This is a genomic window from Carboxylicivirga caseinilyticus, from assembly GCF_050589785.1.
Taxonomy (GTDB): Bacteria; Bacteroidota; Bacteroidia; order Bacteroidales; family Marinilabiliaceae; genus Carboxylicivirga; species Carboxylicivirga caseinilyticus.
In genome coordinates, this window is the sequence record NZ_JBNGOX010000008.1 from 13331 (window position 1) to 34876 (window position 21546).

At 37.0% G+C, this 21546-nt stretch carries 16 protein-coding genes; 8 read left to right on the forward strand and 8 right to left on the reverse strand.

Annotation, left to right across the window (positions count from 1 at the left end; translation table 11 throughout):
- Window positions 1–35: 35 nt before the first annotated feature.
- The 4 genes from ACRD62_RS05985 to ACRD62_RS06000 all read left to right on the forward strand — a co-directional run bounded on the left by ACRD62_RS05985 (window position 36) and on the right by ACRD62_RS06000 (window position 6180).
- Complete coding sequence (locus ACRD62_RS05985; RefSeq protein WP_430819221.1) at window positions 36–3380, forward strand: ligand-binding sensor domain-containing protein; 3345 nt, start codon at window positions 36–38, stop codon at window positions 3378–3380.
- A 165-nt stretch (window positions 3381–3545) separates the two neighbouring features.
- Window positions 3546–3851 (forward strand): alpha/beta fold hydrolase, encoded by a 306-nt coding sequence (locus tag ACRD62_RS05990; protein WP_430819222.1) that lies wholly within the window; start codon window positions 3546–3548, stop codon window positions 3849–3851.
- 57 nt (window positions 3852–3908) lie between these two features.
- Window positions 3909–4385, forward strand: coding sequence for an alpha/beta fold hydrolase (locus ACRD62_RS05995; protein ID WP_430819223.1), 477 nt, complete (start codon window positions 3909–3911; stop codon window positions 4383–4385).
- Window positions 4372–6180, forward strand: a complete 1809-nt coding sequence (locus ACRD62_RS06000) for a PAS domain-containing sensor histidine kinase (RefSeq protein WP_430819224.1) — start codon at window positions 4372–4374, stop codon at window positions 6178–6180. Before ACRD62_RS05995 ends, ACRD62_RS06000 begins: the two co-directional genes overlap by 14 nt.
- 6 nt (window positions 6181–6186) lie before the next feature.
- Here ACRD62_RS06000 and ACRD62_RS06005 read toward each other — a convergent pair whose 3' ends face one another.
- From ACRD62_RS06005 to ACRD62_RS06040, 8 genes are all read right to left on the reverse strand, one after another.
- Entirely contained in the window at window positions 6187–7449 is a 1263-nt protein-coding gene (locus tag ACRD62_RS06005) for a hypothetical protein (protein ID WP_430819225.1), read from the reverse strand.
- On the reverse strand, window positions 7433–8119 hold the full coding sequence (locus ACRD62_RS06010) for an ABC transporter ATP-binding protein (RefSeq protein WP_430819226.1): 687 nt from the start codon (window positions 8117–8119) through the stop codon (window positions 7433–7435). Before ACRD62_RS06010 ends, ACRD62_RS06005 begins: the two co-directional genes overlap by 17 nt.
- Window positions 8120–8153: 34 nt before the next feature.
- Entirely contained in the window at window positions 8154–9374 is a 1221-nt protein-coding gene (locus ACRD62_RS06015) for an ABC transporter permease (RefSeq protein WP_430819227.1), read from the reverse strand.
- 17 nt (window positions 9375–9391) lie between these two features.
- A complete protein-coding gene (locus tag ACRD62_RS06020) occupies window positions 9392–10615 on the reverse strand; it encodes an ABC transporter permease (RefSeq protein ID WP_430819228.1) in 1224 nt (407 codons plus the stop codon).
- Window positions 10616–10632: 17 nt separating this feature from the next.
- On the reverse strand, window positions 10633–11394 hold the full coding sequence (locus ACRD62_RS06025) for an outer membrane lipoprotein-sorting protein (protein WP_430819229.1): 762 nt from the start codon (window positions 11392–11394) through the stop codon (window positions 10633–10635).
- Between the two features lie 21 nt (window positions 11395–11415).
- Entirely contained in the window at window positions 11416–12000 is a 585-nt protein-coding gene (locus tag ACRD62_RS06030; RefSeq protein WP_430819230.1) for a TetR/AcrR family transcriptional regulator, read from the reverse strand.
- A 196-nt stretch (window positions 12001–12196) separates the two neighbouring features.
- Complete coding sequence (locus ACRD62_RS06035; protein WP_430819231.1) at window positions 12197–13597, reverse strand: TlpA family protein disulfide reductase; 1401 nt, start codon at window positions 13595–13597, stop codon at window positions 12197–12199.
- Window positions 13598–13749: 152 nt separating this feature from the next.
- Window positions 13750–14616 (reverse strand): ChaN family lipoprotein, encoded by an 867-nt coding sequence (locus ACRD62_RS06040; RefSeq protein ID WP_430819232.1) that lies wholly within the window; start codon window positions 14614–14616, stop codon window positions 13750–13752.
- Window positions 14617–14890: 274 nt separating this feature from the next.
- On the opposite strand from ACRD62_RS06040, the gene ACRD62_RS06045 reads away from it, so the two are divergent.
- From ACRD62_RS06045 to ACRD62_RS06060, 4 genes are all read left to right on the forward strand, one after another.
- A complete protein-coding gene (locus ACRD62_RS06045; RefSeq protein WP_430819233.1) occupies window positions 14891–15943 on the forward strand; it encodes an efflux RND transporter periplasmic adaptor subunit in 1053 nt (350 codons plus the stop codon).
- 19 nt (window positions 15944–15962) lie between these two features.
- Window positions 15963–19019, forward strand: coding sequence for an efflux RND transporter permease subunit (locus tag ACRD62_RS06050; RefSeq protein ID WP_430819234.1), 3057 nt, complete (start codon window positions 15963–15965; stop codon window positions 19017–19019).
- 56 nt (window positions 19020–19075) lie between these two features.
- On the forward strand, window positions 19076–20434 hold the full coding sequence (locus ACRD62_RS06055; RefSeq protein WP_430819235.1) for a TolC family protein: 1359 nt from the start codon (window positions 19076–19078) through the stop codon (window positions 20432–20434).
- Window positions 20435–20518: 84 nt separating this feature from the next.
- The gene (locus ACRD62_RS06060) at window positions 20519–21541 is read left to right on the forward strand and encodes a sensor histidine kinase (RefSeq protein WP_430819236.1); all 1023 of its coding nucleotides are present in this window, start codon (window positions 20519–20521) and stop codon (window positions 21539–21541) included.
- Window positions 21542–21546: the final 5 nt, after the last annotated feature.

A 21546-nucleotide genomic window follows, 5' to 3' on the forward strand; every position in this document is an offset into this window, starting at 1 on the left:
ATTATTAGCTATATTTAATAGCTAACCCTGAAAAAATGAAACATCCGCTTTCTTTTCTGATTTTATTATTTGTATGTCTTGTTAGTTCAGGTCAGAATTCGCCTGTTCGTTTTCAACATATCGATATTAACGATGGGTTGTCACTGAGTTCTGTTTATTGTGTTTTTCGCGATTCAAAAGGATATATGTGGTTTGGTACAGAAGATGGATTAAACCGCTATGATGGATACCATTTCAGGGTTTTTCGATCAGAAGCAGAAAACCAGAATAGTATATGCCATAAATGGATTGAGTCCATTGCTGAAGATTCTTTAGGGTGTCTGTGGTTTGGATCAACCAACGGGCTTTCCCGATTCAATCCCGCAGAAGAAGTTTTTACCAATTTTACATTTGCAAATGCCACCAATGTAATAGCCAATGATACCATCATCAGTTTAAAATCAGCAGGAGGTATAGTGCTGGCAGGTACAGCAAGTGGGCTAACAGTAATTGATATTCATTCTCTTGAGAGCACTTCTTTTATCGAAACAGGCTGGGTTTATGGTATTTATCTACAAGATAATGAGGTTGTATGGATTTGTTCTAAAAATGGTTTATATAAGACTGATCTAAAGGCTTCAACAATAGAACCAGTCATTACGAATGAAGTTGTTGATCTGACTTTTAATGAAAAGGAGATTTGGGCAGTTGGAACAGATCAGCTATGGAGAAAATCATCCAATTCTGATCAATGGGAAGAAATCAATCTGATTCATCAGCATGAATTAAAATTCGAGTTGGTTGAGATGGGTGGGGATAATATATTATGGCTGGGTGAGGAAGAGGGATTATATCGTTTTGATACACAAAGTCAGGTACTTAAAAAGATTATTTCAGCATCTGAAAAATCCAAGAGTCTATCCATTCATACCATTAAAAGCTTAATGAAAGATGAAAAGGGTGCAATTTGGTATGGTACCCATGGCAATGGACTGTATCTTATTAATGATGAAGGTGTAAATTTATTAACTAATAATCCTTTAGATCCTTCAAGTCTGAGTCAAAATCAAATTAATTGTATCTATCAGGATCCGGTAAATGGTAATATCTGGCTGGGTACTTATGGAGCAGGTTTAAATATTTATAATCCGGGCACCAGTAAGTTTGAACTGATGAAACACAATCCATTACAATCAAACAGTTTATCAAGTAATTTTGTCTGGTCGATTTGCCAGGCGAGAGATGGATGGATTTGGGTGGGTACCAACGATAAAGGCATTTCCTGTTATCATCCTAAGCATAATCAATTCAGGTATTTTGATGTAGAAGAGGGTAATCCAAGAGCATTGCCTAATACTTCGGTAAGGGATGTTTATGAAGATCATGAATGTACCATTTGGTTGGGAACCGATGGAGGTGGGCTGTGTAGGTTTGATGGTGAAGGATTTACTGTTTTTACACATCGTGAAGATGATGTTAATAGTTTATCAGATAATTCTGTAAGAGTGATTTTCGAAGACTCTAAAGACCGATTCTGGGTTGGGACAAAAAACGGTTTGAATCTTTTTAACCGTGAAACAGGTGAGGTGATACGATTGATGCACGATCCGGATAATTCTAATTCTCTAAGTAATAACTTTGTTTATTCTACCATTATGGAAGACAGCGAAGGCTTGTTATGGTTGGGGACTTATGGAGGTGGATTAAATTGTCTGGACCCGGAATCATTGCATTTTACTCATTACACTACTACTTCAGAAATTCCGATATCCAACGATATTGTTTTCTCTATTTATGAAGATGAAAATAGATTGCTCTGGATTGGAACCAATCAGGGACTGAACTGTTTCGATAGATCGAATAAAACTATGAGTTTTTACGGAACAAACGAAGGCTTGCCTAACGAGGTTATTTATGGCATTTTGCCTGACGATGACGGGAATTTATGGTTGAGTACCAACTTTGGGATTTGCTGTTTTAATATGGAAACCAAAGCCACAACCAACTTTGATATTAATGATGGATTACAAAGTAATGAATTTAACGGAGGGGCTTTTTATAAAGGGCTTGATGGGAAACTTTACTTTGGTGGGGTTTATGGTTTAAACATTATTGAACCCAATAAAATTGACTTATCAGCTAAGGTAAATAAGACTGTATTTACCCGTCTGGATGTTATGGGAGCAAAGGTGCAGACTAATCCAACATTGCCCAAAGCAAATCTTTTAAAGCGGGACGAAAATGATGTGTTGTATTTAGGAAGTCATATTTCATATATTGATGAGATTCGTTTGCCATTTTCAGAACGGTTCTTTTCCCTTGAATATTCAGGTATGAACCATATGTTTCCAACCAAAACACAGTATGCCTTTCAGTTATGGCCTTTGGATAAGGAATGGAATAATGCCGGTAATCGTAATTTTGTTTCTTATGCTAATGTCAAACCGGGAAAATACATTTTCAAGGTAAAGAGTTCCAATTCAGATGGCAAATGGAGCGATGAAGTAAGTGAATTAAAAATCAATGTTCTTCCACCATTATGGCTGAAAAGCTGGTTTATAATTATTGAGCTTTTACTGGTTTTGGCAATTGTGGTTTTTATCTATCAATATTTGCTTCGTCAGAAAACCAATAAGTTGCTTAAAAAACAAAATGTGATTATTAAACAGGCTAATGTTCGTTTAAGAGAGTCAGAGAATCATCTTTTAAGCCTGAATGCGACCAAGGATAAGTTTTTTTCTATTATATCTCATGATTTAAAGAATCCATTCGCCAGCCTTATGTCAATCAGTGATATTTTGCATGATAACTATAATGAATACGCTGAAGAGGATCGCAAGGAATGTGTAAATAAAATACATGAATCTATCCGGCAGATCCATGCATTACTTGAGAATCTTTTAACATGGTCGAGATCGCAGCGAGGGAAATTTGATTACGAACTGGCTGAGTTTAATCTGTCAACGGTTATAAATGAAAATATTAACTTGTATCGTTTGGCTGCCAGTAAAAAGAATATACAAATTGAGTATATCGAGAACGGTGTGGAAAAGGCTGTAGCCGATCGCAATAGTATCAATACTGTCATTCGTAATTTGGTGGGAAATGCAGTCAAGTTCACCAACGATGGTGGAGCCATAAAGATAAAATCTGAAAAAATTGAGGATAAGCTTAAAGTAAGTATTTGTGATACTGGTATTGGAATGTCGCCCGATAATTGTGAAAAGCTTTTTAAAATAGATCAGAAACTGAAGCGCGAAGGGACTGCCGGAGAAAAAGGAACAGGTTTAGGTTTGATAATCTGTAAAGAGTTTGTTGAGAAAAATGGCGGTAATATTGGTGTAGAAAGTAAAGAAGGAAAAGGATCTTGTTTTTGGTTTACACTGCCTGATAATAAATAGTTAGTTTGACCAGGAAGATGTTAGGTCCAGCAATTAGTATACATCTGCATTGATTTAGCGAAAGTAACATTAACTATTGCATTATATCCGGTTACGTGTAAAACAAAACTATTCTATTGATATTGAAATATATTTTAGTAAATTGAATAGACTTAAAAGATAACTATGGCAGCTTTTGAACAGACATATACATTTGATATTGCTCATCAAAGTATTGCCTATCATCGTTTCGGGAAGGGAGAGCCGGTTTTGTTTATTCATGGCATAACAACATATTCGTTTATTTGGCGAAATATAGTACCCTTTTTTGCCGAGAATTATGATGTAATTGCAGTTGATCTGGCCGGTTGTGGTGAATCAAGCAAAAATATTGACGATTCTTATTCTTTAAAAAATCATGCCGGAATGTTATTGAAGTTGATTGATCATCTTGATCTTCATAATGTTCATTTAGTGTGTCACGATGTTTGAGGAGGCATTGGGCAGATCATGGCAGTGCGTCAGAGCAATTTGTTTAAAAGTATTACTTTGATAAACACAGTTGCATACGATTATTGGCCGGTACAGCCCATTATTTCAATGCGAACACCCATAATACGAAATCTTGCCATGATAAGTCTTGATTTAGGGGCATTTCGGTTATTGGTAAAAAGAGGAATGTACCATCGCGAAAGAGTGAATGATGCATTAATGTCATTATTCTGGAAACCGATGAATACAGCTGAGGGCCGTAAAGCCTTTTTGTATTTTGCACATTGTCTTAATAATAATGATTTGATGGAGTTGAAAGAAGAACTGTCGAAGCTTGCATTACCGGTTTTAATAATAAGGGGGGAAGCAGATGTTTATTTACAAAAAGCGATAAGTGAGGATTTGTATAAGAATCTTCCTAATGCAACATATAAAAAAATCATCACAGGAGGACATTTTATTCAGGAAGATGAACCAGAGCAACTTTCTGATTTAATACTAAGTTTCCACAAGGAATTAAATGACAGGGGATAAAAATGACCATACAATTGAGGAGTTAAAGGAGCGTATTGCTTACCTGGAAAGGGAAAATAATGCTTTGTCTGAACATGTTGAAGAGACTGTTTTATTCAATTTTATTTCAGAGAGTTTCGATTCGATAAGTAATGATAAAGAATTACTTGAGGCATTATTGGAAAAAATTTCCATTCTGAAAGATATTCCGTTGTGTTATTGTATTGAATTGAAACAAAGAAGTCACCAGGTGTTGGCAAGTTATTGTGCTTATGATAACGGTAGTAATGATTGTGTTGAGCCTCTTTTGGATGCTGGTTTAATTAAAAAAGTTAAGACAGAGGGATTTTTGAAACTTGATTGTAAGGAATTGGGAGAAAATGTATTCAATCCTGACTCTTTTGGGAAGTTTACTCCTAATCAGATCGTAATGATCCATTTTCATAATCACCACGTAAGGAGCGGTATGTTTGTATTTGTTAGTGGTATTGAAAATAAATTTGTGTTCGATGATCTGTTTATTTTCAATCAGTTTGTGAAAATTGTATCAGATAAATGGGAGCGATTAGGTCTGATTCTCCAGTTAAAGAAGCTGAATGAATCACTTGAAAAAAAGGTTAAAAAAAGAACGCTGGAACTTACTCGTTTAAACGAATTGCTTTTTAATGAAATACAGACAAATCAAAATACGAATCAGGAACTGAACATTGAAAGAGAGAAGTTTAAACAACTTTTTCAAATGGCTAATGATGCAATTTATTTATGGGAATTAGATAAAAAAGGGAATGTGAAAAAATGTCTTGAAGCAAATCAGGCAGCATCTGATATGACAGGGTATTCCCATGATGAGTTGCTAAAAATGACACCTTATGATCTTTTAATTGATGAACTTAAAGAAAAAGAAAAAGAGTTATTAACTTATCTCAACGAAAAAAAGATAAAACGCTTTGAAGTGATTCATAGACGTAAGGATGGAACAACTTATCCTGTTGAAATCAATGCGCATCAGTTTACACTTCATAATAAAGAAGTTATAATCTCTATATCGCGAAATATTTCAAACAGAAGAAGGATCGAAAAAGATCTGATTGAAGCAAAGGAAAAAGCAGAGGAGTCTGATCGTTTAAAATCTTCATTCCTGGCTAATATGAGTCACGAGATTCGGACGCCTATGAATGCCATTTTAGGTTTTGCCGAATTGATTAAAGAAGATAATTTAATAATGAGTGAAGTAAAAGATTTTGCCGATATCATATTAAATAACAGTTCTCACTTATTAAACCTGATTAATGATTTGGTGGACTTTTCTAAGATTGAAGCCGGATATGTAAAACCTATCATTACTGCAGTTAATATTGCCGGCATCATTAAAAGCCTTGAATTAAACATTCAATCTTTTCTATATAACTATCATAAAGAACATATAGAAACATTTTTTGATGTTCCAGAATTCTTGCAACATAAAACTGTGCAGACGGATGAGGTTAAACTAAGACAGATTTTATCCAATTTGTTAAACAACTCTGTAAAATATACCCGTAAAGGGAAAATTTCATTAAAAGTGTCTTTGGTTGACAATAATCTGCTGTTTCATGTAGTCGATACCGGTATTGGTATTCCACAAAAGTTTCATAAAAAGATATTTGAACGTTTTGTACAGGTAAAAGACAAAAAAACCTTTAGCATTCCTGGTACGGGTCTGGGACTGGCTATTTGTCTTAACCTTGCAGAAATGCTTGAAGGTAAAGTTGAACTACTTACCTCTTCACCCAAAGGAACAACCTTTGCGCTTACTATTCCCTATCGATTGACATAAACAAATCTAAAAGCTGTATTTCATTCGTAAAAAGCCAGCATTCACATTTTGCTTACTGATTTCGCCGGTAATACTGTTGGGGAAAATACCATGGAAAAACTGCCAATAGAGTGATGCGCTAAAGTTGTCAGCAATACTATATGTCCAGGATGGTCCCCAAAAAATACCTTTAATATTGGGATGAGGATACCAGATTCCAGACAGCGAAAATGTTGATAATGGAGTAGCCTGGAACATTGCACTACCAAGTAATTGAAATGGCGAAGTGGCCAGATCTTTTACTGATCGGGGTGGTGCATAAGCATCAAAAAATGCAATTTCTTTTCCTTCTGGTAATTTGGCAACTAATACTTCGCCTTGTACCGTCCATTTCGAATCAATGGAATAATCCATTCCGGTAGATAGCATAATAATGCCAGATGTATCAGCGAAATTTTCAAAAGGCTGATACCAGCTCAACTCGCCTCGCCAACTTGAGTTTTTAACGTATCCCGACCAGCCAAAACCCAAGGCCAGATCTTCTCCTTTTAAGGTTCCACCAATCAGTTGAAAATCGTAATTCCAGATATTGGCATTCCATTTAACAGCCGCAGATACCTGTGAAGCACTATCGATGTTGGCAGCCAGCTCAATGGATGAAGCTGCTCCGGTATAATACATGGCTCTCACTGCATCTGTTCCGGGTTTCTCTTCATAATCAAAGTCGAAATAGGAGTAGGTGTTGAACATGTCGTTGGGATTGAAGGCAAATGTTTTACCCCAATTGATGCGCTGTTTTCCAATTGTAATGTCCATATTACCCGAAGAATACTCAGCGTAAATGCGATCAAAAGCCAAGTTTAGAATGTAACTGTTGCCTACAGCAATATTCCACGAAGGATTAATGAAGTTTCCATTCTTTTCATATCCCTTCTCCATCAGTCCGGTATAATCCAGTCTCACCTGATCTCCGATCATTAAACGATTACGCATCTGAGCAGATATGGTTAGTTTATCACTCGCATACCAAAACAGATTCAAACGATTCTGAAAATAAATATCTGTGATGTAAAGATGGTCATCTCCACGCTTTAAAAAATCAAGAGAATCAGGTATCTCAAACGGCATTTTTGAAATAGATACCGATTGCATATTAACCAAATATCCATTTACAACAAGCTTTTTTGCTGAATCATCAAATTGAGCAGCGGTTAAGGTTGAGATTAAGAATCCAAAAAGTATCAACAGTGTTGGTTTGAATCGAAGCATGGATTTAAGCTTTACGTTCATCTTTGATAATTTTACCATCTTCCAGTTGAATAACCCGACGGGCTTTATTAACTACCCTGGCATCGTGAGTACTAAAGATAAATGTGATATTTTCTTCGCGGTTCAGCCTTTCCATGATATCGAGTAATGTTTCTGTTGAGGTAGAATCAAGATTGGCAGTAGGCTCATCAGCCAGAACAAATTTAGGTTTGGAAGCCAGTGCCCTTGCCACAGCCACACGTTGTTGCTGACCACCGGAAAGTCTTGAAGGACGGGCATCAACGCGATCTCCTAAACCGACTTCAGTTAAGAGGCTGATGGCTCTTTTGTCACGTTCCTCTTTACTTTTGCCCTGTAATTGCATGATAAACTCCACATTTTCTTTAGCTGTTAATACGGGTATCAGGTTATAGGCCTGAAAAACAAAACCAATATTGTGCAATCTGAAATCAATCAATTCTGATGATTTCAGATCATTTACCATGGTTTCTCCAACCCTGATGCTTCCTTCTGTAGGTTGATCCAGCCCACCCAGCATATTAAGAAATGTTGTTTTACCACATCCCGATGGACCTACAATGGCAGTGAATTCACCTTCCTGTATGGCTAAATCGATTCCTTGAACAGCGTGAACTTTAACTTCTGAATCGTTATATATTTTGCTTAGGTTTTTTACTTCAATTACATTCATTGTGTTTGATTTTAAAGGTTACAAACTTCATTTTTTACATATCAATGCGAATGGCTTCGGCTGGTTTCAGCTTCAAAGCCTTATAGGCAGGGTAGAGTGCTGCCAACATGCCGGTGATAAATACCATGACAACCACATCAATTACATTTTTGATTCTTAAAACCGGATAAACCATTGAATCATATCCCATTGCACCAAATCCTTCTGATACAATGGATATGTCAATGCCTGATTTAGCAGTAAGAACAGTTACTAAAGCTCCTATTATTATGCCTACAACACCGCCAATGAGAGAAAGGAAGACCGTTTCGATCATAATCATCTTAAAAACACGCCCTTTATTCATACCTATCGACATGAGCATACCCAATTCTTTGGTGCGTTCCAAAACAGCCATTAGCATGGTGTTGATAATTCCAAAGGTCAGTGCCAGAAGAATAATAATCATGAAAATATACATGGATATATCCAGACTTGATTCCAGCATGGATACTTCCGGCATGATCTTACGCCACTCTTTTACATCGTATTGCTGATACTTATTTGTTAGTCCTGTCAGAACAGCTGGCACATCATCAGATTGATTGAGTAAAACAGCTATTTCGTGACCGGCGTTTATGTCAGCACCATATAATGAAGTCAGGTCATCTGCTCTGACAAAAATATTGGTCTGATCATACATCTTGTTGGATGTTTCGTATATGCCTGCCACCCTGAAGGAAGCTCCTGATATATAACCCGAAGCATCAGCAAAAGTAATAACCACTTTTGAGCGAACTTTTAGTTTGAGTTTATCAGCCAGTTTCTGACCAATTACTACCGGATTACGTTTTACACCTTCAAAATAAGCTCCATCAATAATTTTACTGTGAACATTGGTCACTGTTGATTCAATTTCAGGATTAATCCCCATTATTTTAATACCCGATGAGGTAGTGGGCGATTGGATCATTCCTTGCACAATAAAACGTGAGCAAGCTGCTTTCACTGAATCTTTGTCTGAAATCTCACTTGCCAGAGAGGCTGCATTACTGATGTAATTTTTTTCATCAGGCTCATCGAGGTAGCCTTTGGGATGAATCTGAATATGTGAGGCTTCTGTTGAAATGGCTGAGTTGATTCGTTGATCTGCCATGCCATTATAAAAGGCATAGTTGAATACTCCTGTGAAAATTCCTAAGGCGATGGCTAATAATATTACCACACTGCGGGTTTTACTTCGCCACACATTACGCCAGGATATTGATAGTATCATGATAGTCTATTTTATAGTTAAGAACGAAGTGCTTTGGTAACCTGTAACCTGAGTATTTTACTCAATGGATAGATGGAAACCAATAAGGTAATGGCAAATACAATGAGTAACTGCCCCCAGAAAACCATTGGATCGTTACCAAAATAGATAGCTGGTTCCATACCAAATTGTTCATATACTTCAGCTACTTCACCGGTGAGAGGAATAGGGCTGTTAACCAAACCCCAGACTAAAGGTACACTCATAGCAAAACCGGCAATGACACCCACCATTCCAATCAACATGGTTTCGTAAAACAACACTTTAGCCAGCTTAAGTTTATTCATACCAACGGCAACCATCACACCCAGTTCTTTTCTTCGTTCTGCAATCATCATAATCACTGTTGAGAAGACTCCAAAGCCAATAAGGATATATAAAATCCCTTTCATGATGATGCCCTGACCTTTGTCTCCTTCGATCATTTGTTTGGTAACCGGGTCCATTTCGTCCCAGGTCATTACAGAATAATTATCTCCCAGACTTCCTTCCAGATGATGTTTTACAGGATAAACATCGTCATAGTCGTCAACGGTTAATACCAGACTAGTGACCATTTCCAGAGCTGAGAAAAACTCACGGGCTTTATTGAGTGTAATATAAGTTCCGAAATTATTCATTGCCGGGAAAGGAAACTCAAGAATACCTTTCAAAGGAAAGAGCCCACTGGCACTATATCCATGATATCCCTGGCTGATTAAGGCTATGGTGTCGCCAATCTGCACATTTAAAGCTTTGGCCAGGTTAACTGCCATTAATATGCCATCGTCATCCGGCTCCAGATATTTACCCTTACTAACCCAATGTCCAAGTCTGGTCAATTCGTTTTCTTTAGGAGGGTCAACTCCTATTAACATTCCACCTTTCGTGTTATTACCATATGACATTAGAGCAAAAGACTCCATGCGGGGAATAATCATGTCCACGTCTTTATTGCCTGATACAATTTCCATTAATGAATCAGTTGGAACAAAAAGGTCATCAATCGATTTAGTTTCCCAATAATCAGGGTGATGAATCTGGACATAACCCGAATAAAAGCTAACTACATTATCAATCATTTTTGAATAAGTGCCATTCTGCATCGAAGTCATCAAAGTACTTAGAATTACACCAAAATAGATGGATGCTACAGTAATCAGAGTTCTTCGCTTGTTGCGCCAGATATTTCGCCAGGCTAGTTTTAGTTCGCTGTTTGCCATGATTTTGCAGTATTTGATTAGCGAATTCGTTTCATGCTTTGTTGCGAGAAGAATGTGTCTTCAATAGGCACATTAAATTCAATATTCTCAATGTTCACAAGGGTGCGCTGATTGGGTTTGTCGGCCGGAATAATCTCAAATTGCGAAGGTAAAACACGTCCTCCAAGCGTGGTGATGTTATGAGCCAGTTCAGTTTTTACCAAAAACTCATCTTCATCGTAATACTCAATCTTCATTTGAATATATTCGTCTTTTGTAATCCACATTATTACTTTACCCCAAACTACGGCTGCTTCTTCGTTAGGAATCAGTTGAATATGGTAACAGTCATGTCCGTCAATTTCTTCTGAACCAAGCAGGGTATGGTTGTAATCTTCAACGATAGAAGATTTTTTTAAGGCATCATCATTGGTGTAGTCCGATCCCATCCAGCCTTGCGACATCATTGAAGGTGGAAGTTTAATCATGCGTGAGATACGTGGATTCCAGTTCCACATTTCGCGTTCGCGTTTCAAAAAGGTCTGACCTTTTTCCTGTGCAGGAGCAGTAACAAGAGTCATAGCAAACTGAGTTCCTTTTGTCCAGTTTTTAAAAGTCAGGTTCCTTTCATAGGTCGGACGTTTAATCGTCATAGACATTACAGATATGCTGGATTCTTCTCCCTGCATTTTATCATCTGCCTGCTTTACAATTTCTTTTGCATCTTGTGCTTTTGCCATTGAAGATAGCACGATAACAAGACTAAGAAACGTAGTTTTTAATAATTGAATAGTTGACATTGTTTTGTATTTAGGGTTATTCTATAATTTGCTCTTAAACATTTGATGCATTTTCTTTTTTACTCCTTCCATCGGAAAATTGTCGGGGTCCATTATATAATGAAGGCCTACACCATCCATCATGGCTGCAAAAAATCGGACTTCAGTAAGCGGATCTTCGTACCCATGGTTGATAAAAAAGCTCATGGCTGTCTCGTAGAAAGGTTGTAATGTTTTTTCAAGATGAGGAGTAATGATGTTATAAACGTCTGGTTGAAGCAGTACCATAAAGTACATACGCCAGAATGGAAGATTGTCTTCCAGTGTTTTGAATGAATGATCTATAAAGAAGTGCAGTTCTGCCTCTGTTAATACTCCATCGTGGTTGGGATCAAAAGCAGAAGTAAGTTGATTGAATCCTTCCAGCATGATGCTGATTACCAAAGCTTCTTTGCTTTCGAAGTAATTATACATTAATCCTTTGGAGATTCCTGCTTTTTGTGCAATTCGAGATATAGATGCGCTTGCAAATCCATTTTCTGCAATTACTTCCAACGCAACTTGCATGATTTGCTGTTTGCGTTCTTCTCGAATTTTTTCGTTTTGTATATCTGTTCTTGGTGACATGATTTTTAAATGACTGAACGTTCAGTCAAAAGTAGGGGAAATATTTTATATACCAAATTTTTTTCTGCTAATATTTGTTATGGTTTTGAAAGTGAGCGGTTAAAATCTTCTGAAAGCCATACGTGATGGGAAGTTTACAGATACAAAAAAACCTGACTTAAAAAGCCAGGTTTTAATTATCTTATTGAATTTGATATTAACTGTTTGCCAGTTCAATCAACTTATCTTTTGTTTCAGGGTTGGATGGGCGAGTGGCATTGGCATTAACCAATTTTCCTTCTTTGTCAATCATAATAAAGCGAGGAATGCCTCTGATAGCATAATTTTGAATAATTTCTGAGTCCCATGCATTAGGTGCAAAGAGTTGATATCCTCTCAATTCTTTATCGGCAACCATCTTTTCCCAGGCACTTTTGTCATTATCAACCGAGATACTTACAAAGGCAATGTCTGAATCATGTAATTCTTCTTCCATTGCTTTTAAATATGGAATTTCGCCTTTACAAGGTCCACACCAGGTTGCCCAAACATCAATATAGATTACTTTTCCTTTTAAATCTTCAGAAGTAACCTGGTTACCATTAATGTCGTTATAAGCAAAGGTTGGCGCCACTGCTCCGGGTTGCAGTTTCTCTAATTTTGCCAAAAGTGCTTTAAATTCATTGGTATATTCTTCGTTTTTGATGATCTCGGTATATCGGGTCTTCATCACTTCTTTGATGCTGTCTGGTTCGTAGGTGTAAGATCCCAGCATTCGATTTCCCATTTCATCTTTTACTATTTGAGGTACTTCCATTGCTACAACAGCATCAAATAATTTACTGGTGTAGGCAATGCTACCTTCAGCAACTCCATCCTGAGTCAGCTTGTCATCAATGGCAGACATAGTTTGATCTACAACAAAGCCTTTATATTGTCTGCTTAGTTCAAATGCATCGTAATTGTCTGTTGCAATGGCATCAACAAAAGTTTTGAATTCTTCCGGCACTGGTAGTGTGTCGTTTGGCGCAAAGCGCGCATGATACATTACAAAGTAATTATAATATTGAGCTAATGCTACTTTTTGCTCCAGACGAAGTATTTCGGTTAGGCTTTCATAACCAGGATTTGATGACTCAAACTCATCTATTTTATCAGTGATTGTTTGGATATGAGAAGTTACCTTGGAATCGAATTCGGGTGCTGGATAGGCAAGTAAGGCTTTTATGTTTTCTTCTGGTTGAATGTTACGCAATTCAAGTAAAAGTATGGAGCTTTCACTTCCTTCACCTTCAATAGTAACATTTTCAGTTTTACCACTTTTAAGCTCAGTGCCGTCAAAGCTGATGTTAAGAACAGAACCAGGAACCAGATTCAGTTTTACAAAGGCATCACCATTGATTATTGTAGCCATATATGGTTTGGTAATTTCCAATTCGGCTTTAAATGTGCCATCTTCCTGGATGGTTGCAATGGTGTCGCGACTAGTCTTAAAAGGAACGTTAAGCGTAATGACATCGCCATCCGGATTTGTGATGGTTCCGGTAATTTTTACCGTATTATTGGTATTGCACGATGCTAATGCCAAAATAAACAGGATGAAATAAACAAATTTCATAATTTGGTTGATTTTAGATGTGTAATTGTTTAAAGTAATGGTAAATATAATTTTTTATTTATTGGAAGTATATGATTTAAGGGGGGTGTTTAAATTTTTTTATACATTAACCATATTTCCTACCTTAAAATGAATTATAAATCCAATTTAGGTTAGTAGGTTGGTGTCATATCTTCATCAACACAAATAATAAAGTCAGCCTTTCCTTTATTCTCATCTGTCAGCTTTTTTAAATCGCTTTGGTTGACGGTGGAAATAGTAATGATCTTCAGATTTTGATTATTCTGACGAATCTGCCATACAATACCTTCATGATTGTCGCTGTGATATGCTCCGTTATAATGAATAAACAATTTACCGGCTTCAAAATTTTTAAGAATAAAATAAGCCATGGTTGCATCTTTCAAGGCCTGGGCTTTGGGAAGATTTTCGCCACCGTGGCCACCGCCCATGCTTAACATGTTTTTGTAACATGCTACGTTACTATCGTATGCGAAAGGAAGGGGAGCCATCCAGTTTTTTTCTTCTGTGCTTAATGAGTCGAGCGATTCAACACCTTTTCTGTACACCTGACTTGCATATCTTCGGGGAACATTGGTTGCAATAAAAGGTAATTGATGTTCTTTGGCTAGTTTAACCAATGGTTTATAATCAGTTGGATAATTAGGCCATAATCTCACTTTACTTGATAAGGAATCTTCGTTGATCAGACTTTGTAAGTATTGATTCAGGCCTTCCTGATTGTCAGCCTCAAACATTTCCGCTCCCAGTATGAGTTTCCTCGATTTATTGAGTTCGTTGGTAAGTTCGTATTGTAACCAGTGTGAAATGGCATTATTGTGTAGTTCTCCAAAAAATACAATATCTGATTGAGATGCTTCTTTTAGCATCTTTTGAAAAGCAACCTTTTTGCCTTTCGAATTGAATAGCTGATAAGCAGATTTATCCTGAGCAATGGCTGAATGAGTTAAAACTAAACTGGCTAAAAAGAAAAGGGTTATTTTATAAAATTGGGACATATGTTTTCGTTTTATAGGTTTACTGATTATCAAACCAGCTAATGATTTTAATTGTTTTTGATACCATGTGAAATTACAAAATACTTCCATTCAAAAGGCTGTAAATCATCTATTTTTAATTTTTTCGAACAGATCCGATTCTTTTAATACTTACTTGAGGCATGTTCATACATAAGAATAACCGTTTCCTGCAATAAAATCTGAAAAAGAGCTGATTAGTGAAATATTTTTGCTGGAAACTATCAAAAGATTAATTCAAATTATTCAACAGAACATGCAAAACAAATTACATTATTTATTCATGCTGACAATTTTGGTAACAGTGTTGGCAGGGTGTGGGAGCAAAAAGGAAGAGACTGTCAAAAAAGCCCGCTATGTTAAAGTAATGCAGCTGGATACCAATAAATTGGGAGAGCAACTGCAATTTAACGGACAAGTGAAAGAGAAACGTGAAGTTAATGTGGCTTTTAAAGTTGGAGGACAGGTAGTTGATTTGTTGGTTGATGAAGGAGACTATGTAAAAGAAGGTCAGGTAATTGCCAAAATTGATAAGCGTGATTATAAAATTCGTTTGCAAGGAGCTAAAGCCCAGTACGATCAGATAGAAGGGGAATATACTCGTTATAAGGAGCTGTTTGAGAAGAATAAGCTTCCGGCTAATACATTAGAGAAGTTGGAAGCAGGATATCTGGGAGCAAAAAGTCAATATGAAGCGGCTGAAAATGCATTACACGATACCGAATTAAAAGCTCCGTTTTCTGGTTATGTCTATAAAAGAAATATTCATAAATATGAGAATGTTGGTCCGGGACAGCCTGTTATCTCACTGTTGGATGTGAGCCAGTTGGAAGTGCATTTTAGTCTTTCAGAACGACAGGTTGCTCAATCAAACGATTTTAAAAAGATAACTTGCGATGTGACAACTGCAGGTGTTAAAGGGATAGAAGCTGAAATTCTGTCTGTTAACGAAAAAGCCAATGGAAGTGATATGTATGATGTTCGTCTGGCTTTATCCAAAGAACAGGTTTCTCAGTTACGTCCGGGTATGTCGGTAAAGGTTAATGTTGAAGTATCAACCCAGGGAAAACAACAGATGGTTGTGCCATTGGAATCGGTATTTAAAGAAGGCGAGGCATCGTATGTTTGGGTGTATAATCGGGCTAATTCTACTGTTAATAAACAACAGATTCAGGTCAATCAATTAATAAATAATGGTTATGTGGCGATAAACAGCAAGCTCAAAGGTGATGAAATGATTGTAGTGGCCGGAGTGCATAGTTTGCAGGATAATCAGGAAGTGAGAGTGTTGGAAAATAATAAGCTGTAATCAGAAACGTAACCTGAATATGTTAGATAAGATATTAAGTCAGAAAGCTTTTTTAAGCTTTTTCTTCATCGCCTTGATTTTAGGAGGAGTATCCTCTTTTCGAAATATGGGTAAGCTTGAAGACCCGGAGATACCAATTAAAGCTGCTGTTGTAATAACTCCATACCCGGGTGCATCAGCCGAAGAGGTTGAAAAAGAAGTGACAGAGGTGTTGGAGAAGGCCATTCAAAGGCTCGAAAATATTGATTTTATAGAGTCTCGTTCCATTGCCGGAATGTCAGAGATTACTGTAAATATTAAGTCGGGTACCCGATCAAAAGAAATGCCTCAATTATACGATCATTTGCGTCGTAAAATACATGATATCAAAGGTAGCTTACCAAGAGGTGCCAGTGAACCAATTGTAAATGATGACTTTGGTGATGTGTCGGGTATTTTCTTCGCCATAAGTAACGATGGATACAAATACGACGAATTTCAGTCGTATGTTGATTATGTGAAGGAAGAAATGTTGCTTGTGGAAGGTGTGAAGCGAATTGAAGTGTTTGGAAAGCAAACAGAAACCATCGACATTATCATTGACAATGAATATTTCGCATCATTGGGAATTAATCCTATGATGATATTTCAGAAGTTTTATGATCAGGGAATCATTGTTGATCCTGGATCATTCAAAAACGGAAGTGAGCGCATTCGACTGGATATTGGTAACAAGTTTCAGGATCTGAATGAGATTAAAGACTTTGAAGTAGTCCTGCCCAATGGTGGTCGGTATAAACTGGGTGAGATTGCTAAAGTTGAACGAGGCTTCTATACACCTGTTCATCAGAAATTAAAATTTAACGGAACAGAATCAATCAGTTTGGCTGTCTCAATGGAGAAAGGCGGAAACGTTATTGAATTAGGTGAACGTGTTGAAGCAAGATTAGCTGAATTACAGAATAATCTTCCGGTTGGTGTGGATATACATCCTATATTTTATCAACACCAAAAGGTTGATGATGCCATTGATAATTTTATGGTTAATCTGGTTGAATCTGTTGTGATTGTAATTGCTGTTTTACTCATTTTTATGGGTATGAAAGCTGGTCTGCTGATTGCCAGTGGTTTGGTTTTTACCATTCTGGGTACTTTCATTGTGATGAAAGGAATGGATATAGAACTGCACAGAGTCTCATTGGCTGCAATTATTATTGCTATGGGTATGTTGGTTGATAATGCCATTGTTGTTGCTGACGGTATCCTGGTAGATCTTCAGAAAGGGATGGATCGAAAAAGAGCCTTTGTTAATACAGCAAAGAAATCAGCTATGCCATTACTGGCTGCCACGCTAGTGGCTATCCTTGCATTTATGCCTTTAGGGTTTAACAGTACCGGAGCAGGTGAGTTTCTGAAACCGTTGTTTTTTGTGTTAGCCATATCGCTCTTTGTGAGTTGGATACTGGCAATGCTTCAAACTCCATTTATGGCTCAGTATTTTTATTCGAACGGTAGTAAAAAGAAGAAAGAAGAATCAACGAATCCATATGATAATAAATTCTACAGGGTTTTTGAACGTGTAGTTCGTTTTTCACTGTGGCACAAGTCATTATTTGCTATCGGAACATTTGTTATTCTGGTTCTTGCTTTATTTTCAGCTAAATACATGAAACAGAATTTCTTCCCGGGAGCTAATTATGACCAGTTTCTGTTAGAGTATCGATTGCCAGAAGGTTCGGATTTAAGTCAGGTGGAATCAGATCTTGATGAGATTCAGAAGGAAATATCATCGTGGGATGAAATATCATATGTAGTAACAGGTTTGGGAAGTACACCTGCCAGGTATACTTTATTACGACCTATGAATGGTTTAAGTCAGAGTTACGGAGAGCTGATTATCTCGGTTAAAAATGTTGAGAAAACCAGGGAAGTAATGTCTGAATTACAAGATTATGTTACTGAATCCTATCCGCAAGCTTTGGCCAGAGTTAGAGAATATGTTGCTATTGGTGGAGATGCCAAGATAGAAGTGAAATTTTCAGGTAAGGATGAGGCTGTCTTAAAAGATCTGGCTGAACAGGCGAAGCAGATTATGAGAGACGAACCTACTACCCAGTTTGTGACTGATAACTGGAAAAATGAGGTAAAAGTACTCAAACCGGTTTATTCAAATGTGAAGGCTCGTGAACTCATGGTAAATCGTGAAGACGTAGCTCGTGCTCTGGCAATAGCTTCCAATGGCGCACCCGTTGGTGTTTTTTACGATGGCGATTATCAGTTACCTGTAATGCTGAGATTGGAAAAAAACTTAGATCAGGATGTTAGTCAAATCAATTCTATTCCTGTATGGGCTGCACTACCGAATAGTATTCCATTAGGACAACTGGTTGATTCCGTTTCTATTGAATGGTCAGATAGTAGAATCATGCATTACAACGGGCAAAGAGCTATTAAAGCCCAGTGTGATCCGATAGACGGAACGACTACCAATGTGGTCATGTCGAAGATTAAATCAAAGATTGAATCTATTGCTCTGCCAGAGGGTTATGAACTGGAATGGTTAGGAGAAATGCATACCAGTGAACAAGCCAATGCTGGATTGGCTGAAAATCTTCCGATGGCATTGTTTTTAATGATCATCATCATCATTGGTTTGTTTGGTAATTTCCGCCAGCCAATTATAATCTTCTTACTTGTACCGCTGGCTTTTATTGGTGTTGTTTTTGGTTTTATAGTAACACAAGGATACTTCTCTTTTATGGCATTGGTAGGTACTTTAGGATTAATGGGAATGATGATTAAGAATGCAGTAGTATTACTTGATGAAATTAATCTTGAGATTAAAGAAGGGAAAGATAAACTTCATGCCATTATTGATTCAACCATTTCGAGGGTACGACCTGTAATGATGGCTTCGCTCACTACTATTTTGGGTATGCTTCCATTATTGTGGGACATGATGTTCAACAGTATGGCCATCGCTATTATGTTTGGTTTATTGATTGGGTCAATCATTACCCTGGTTGTAGTGCCTGTCTTGTATGCAGTGTTCTACCGTGTTGACACAAGATCGTTGCATTATAAGAAAGTTAAGTAAATACAACTCATTAGCTGATAGATATATAAGTTTTGTCAGCTTAAAATATTGTTATTATGAAATTCAAAAACATATATATACTAATCGGTTTACTGTTAGTTTCAGTGGTTAATGGTCAGGAAGTAATGACCATTAGCAAAGCCCGAAGTATGGCACTTGAGTACAACAGGACCTTAAAAGTAGCCGATTTAAAGCAGATGGAAGCGGTTTCGAAGCAAAAGGAGGCACGCACCAATTATTTGCCAATGATTGATGGAACAGGAACCTTAATGTATCTGCCAGATATGGAGAATATTGAAATACCTGGTTTTTTTCTTCCATCAGCTGATGAAGATGGAAATATTACCGGTAATAGTGATGCTTATTTTCCGGGAATGGCACTTGAAACAGAAGGACTGAGATTGTATCAGGCACAGGTAGCTGCAGCTATTCCTATTTATGCAGGTGGACAAATACGTTATGGAAATAAAATGGCTGATAAAGGGGTTGAAATTGCCAGGCAGAATTTTCAATTGAAATCGGATGAAGTCATTTTAAATACTGATAATATATACTGGCAGATGGTGGCTTTAAAAGAAAACCTGAAAGTGGCAGATAAATATGTTGAGATGCTGGACTCATTGCAGAGTCAGTTACAGACCATGTACGAAGTTGGATTAACCCCAAAGAGTGAATATTTGAAAGTGTCTGTTCAAAAGAATGAAGCAAAATTGAATCTGATTAAAGTGCGTAACGGTTATAAGTTAATTCAAATGAATTTGTGCCAGCAGATTGGTTTACCTTTAAATACCGAGTTAGAGATAAGTGAAAGCTTGCAGGATGATCCGGAATTGTTAAATGTGAGTAATTCATTAACTATGGCTTTGGAAAACAGAAATGAGCTTAAAATGCTGGATGGTCAGGTTGAGATAGTTGAATTGCAAAAGAAATCGTTGGCAGGTTCTTACTTGCCTCAACTAGGTGCTCAGGTAAGTTATGGATATATGGATCTACCAACGCTTTCAACAAGCCGCACCATGACTCAGGTAAATGCTCAGCTATCCATTCCTTTGATCCATTGGAGAGAGAAAAAGTATAAGATGGATGCGGTTCGTTACCAAAAGCAGCAGGCACAACTTCAATTAGATGATACTAAAGAATTGGTTCAGCTTGAAGTACAGCAATATATGCTAAATCTGGTGGAAGCCTACGAATCAATTGTTTTGGCTAAAAGTGCAAAAGAAGAGGCTGAAGAAAGCCTGGAAGAAGTAAGCCTGAGTTATGAAGCCGGACTGAATTCAACGACCGACCTGCTTAATGCACAGGCTAGCTGGCAAAAAGCGCAGGCTAATCTGCTAGTAGCATTGGCTGAATATGAAATTGCGAAAACAAGTTATTATAAAGGAATTGGTCAATTAAGTCAGATGAAGAATTAGATAGTGGTTTTAAATACCTGATTATTTTTATGGTTGGCGACAGGAAAATCAATACTTGTCGCTAACTTTAAAGCATCGTTAGCAATGAAAAAGAAAGACTGTCAACCGAAAATAGTTAGCTATAAAGCAAGACTCCTGTTTGAAACAATTATAGGAGTTGTATTTAATATGGTTGTTGTTAAAACCTTCTTTCCTGAAGAGGAATATACGTTAGAAAGTTTTGCTTTTACTGTTTGTCTTTTTGTTACTATATCAGAAGGTATTTTTGCTTTTAATAAACTTCTTGGTTATAAATACTCATGGCATCAGCATACATTTAAGCGATTGGTTTCGCTGCTTCTGTTTACTGTGTTTTGGTACATTGTTGTGGCTCGTCTCGCCTATATAACCAAACCATTGATCGAAAGAGGGCAAGAAATTCCCAGAACTCTCTTTCTTGCAAGTATGGTTATTTCTATTTTGTTTGTGTCTATTTATGTTAGTTTACTCATTGCCTATAATTATCACCAAAGTCTGGCTATGTTTATTAAAGAAAACGAAGCCTTACAAAATGAGAAACTGGAACTTGACTACAGGGCTTTGCAGGATCAGATTAACCCACATTTCTTATTTAATAATCTAAGTACACTGATTGCTATAATCCGGCAGGATCAAAAGGCGGCAATCCGGTATGCGGAGAATTTCTCCGATGTGTATCGATATGTTTTGAAAAGCAAGGATAATCTATCAGTCAGCCTGAATGAAGAGTTGGAATTTATTAAATCGTATCTTGAAATGCACAAAGAACGATTAGGAGAAGGACTGCAATTATTCTATGACATTGATGAGGAAGCAAATTCAAGACATATTCCGGTTTTAGGACTGCAGTTCTTGGTTGAAAATGCCATCAAGCACAATGTTGCTACAGTAAAGAGACCATTAAGAATTTCAATACAAGCTAATAAAGAATTTGTTAGGGTAACAAATAACCTTAATCCTAAAAATACTACTTATTCAACTAATACAGGATTAAAAAATTTGAAGAAAAGAATGGCATTTCTAAGTGAGCGGGAAATGAATGTTAAACACGATGCAACAGAGTTTGTTGTTGAATTACCATTAATATAATAGCA

What these genes read in the sequence shown, in the direction of transcription:
- ACRD62_RS06020 (WP_430819228.1), bottom strand. Translation starts at nt 10,615, where the DNA reads ATGGCAAACAGCGAACTAAAACTAGCCTGGCGAAATATCTGGCGCAAC.
- ACRD62_RS06010 (WP_430819226.1), bottom strand. Translation starts at nt 8,119, where the DNA reads ATGAATGTAATTGAAGTAAAAAACCTAAGCAAAATATATAACGATTCA.
- ACRD62_RS06030 (WP_430819230.1), bottom strand. Translation starts at nt 12,000, where the DNA reads ATGTCACCAAGAACAGATATACAAAACGAAAAAATTCGAGAAGAACGC.
- ACRD62_RS06060 (WP_430819236.1), top strand. Translation starts at nt 20,519, where the DNA reads ATGAAAAAGAAAGACTGTCAACCGAAAATAGTTAGCTATAAAGCAAGA.
- ACRD62_RS06045 (WP_430819233.1), top strand. Translation starts at nt 14,891, where the DNA reads ATGCAAAACAAATTACATTATTTATTCATGCTGACAATTTTGGTAACA.
- ACRD62_RS05990 (WP_430819222.1), top strand. Translation starts at nt 3,546, where the DNA reads ATGGCAGCTTTTGAACAGACATATACATTTGATATTGCTCATCAAAGT.
- ACRD62_RS06040 (WP_430819232.1), bottom strand. Translation starts at nt 14,616, where the DNA reads ATGTCCCAATTTTATAAAATAACCCTTTTCTTTTTAGCCAGTTTAGTT.
- ACRD62_RS06000 (WP_430819224.1), top strand. Translation starts at nt 4,372, where the DNA reads ATGACAGGGGATAAAAATGACCATACAATTGAGGAGTTAAAGGAGCGT.
- ACRD62_RS06025 (WP_430819229.1), bottom strand. Translation starts at nt 11,394, where the DNA reads ATGTCAACTATTCAATTATTAAAAACTACGTTTCTTAGTCTTGTTATC.
- ACRD62_RS06035 (WP_430819231.1), bottom strand. Translation starts at nt 13,597, where the DNA reads ATGAAATTTGTTTATTTCATCCTGTTTATTTTGGCATTAGCATCGTGC.
- ACRD62_RS06015 (WP_430819227.1), bottom strand. Translation starts at nt 9,374, where the DNA reads ATGATACTATCAATATCCTGGCGTAATGTGTGGCGAAGTAAAACCCGC.
- ACRD62_RS06055 (WP_430819235.1), top strand. Translation starts at nt 19,076, where the DNA reads ATGAAATTCAAAAACATATATATACTAATCGGTTTACTGTTAGTTTCA.
- ACRD62_RS06050 (WP_430819234.1), top strand. Translation starts at nt 15,963, where the DNA reads ATGTTAGATAAGATATTAAGTCAGAAAGCTTTTTTAAGCTTTTTCTTC.
- ACRD62_RS06005 (WP_430819225.1), bottom strand. Translation starts at nt 7,449, where the DNA reads ATGAACGTAAAGCTTAAATCCATGCTTCGATTCAAACCAACACTGTTG.
- ACRD62_RS05985 (WP_430819221.1), top strand. Translation starts at nt 36, where the DNA reads ATGAAACATCCGCTTTCTTTTCTGATTTTATTATTTGTATGTCTTGTT.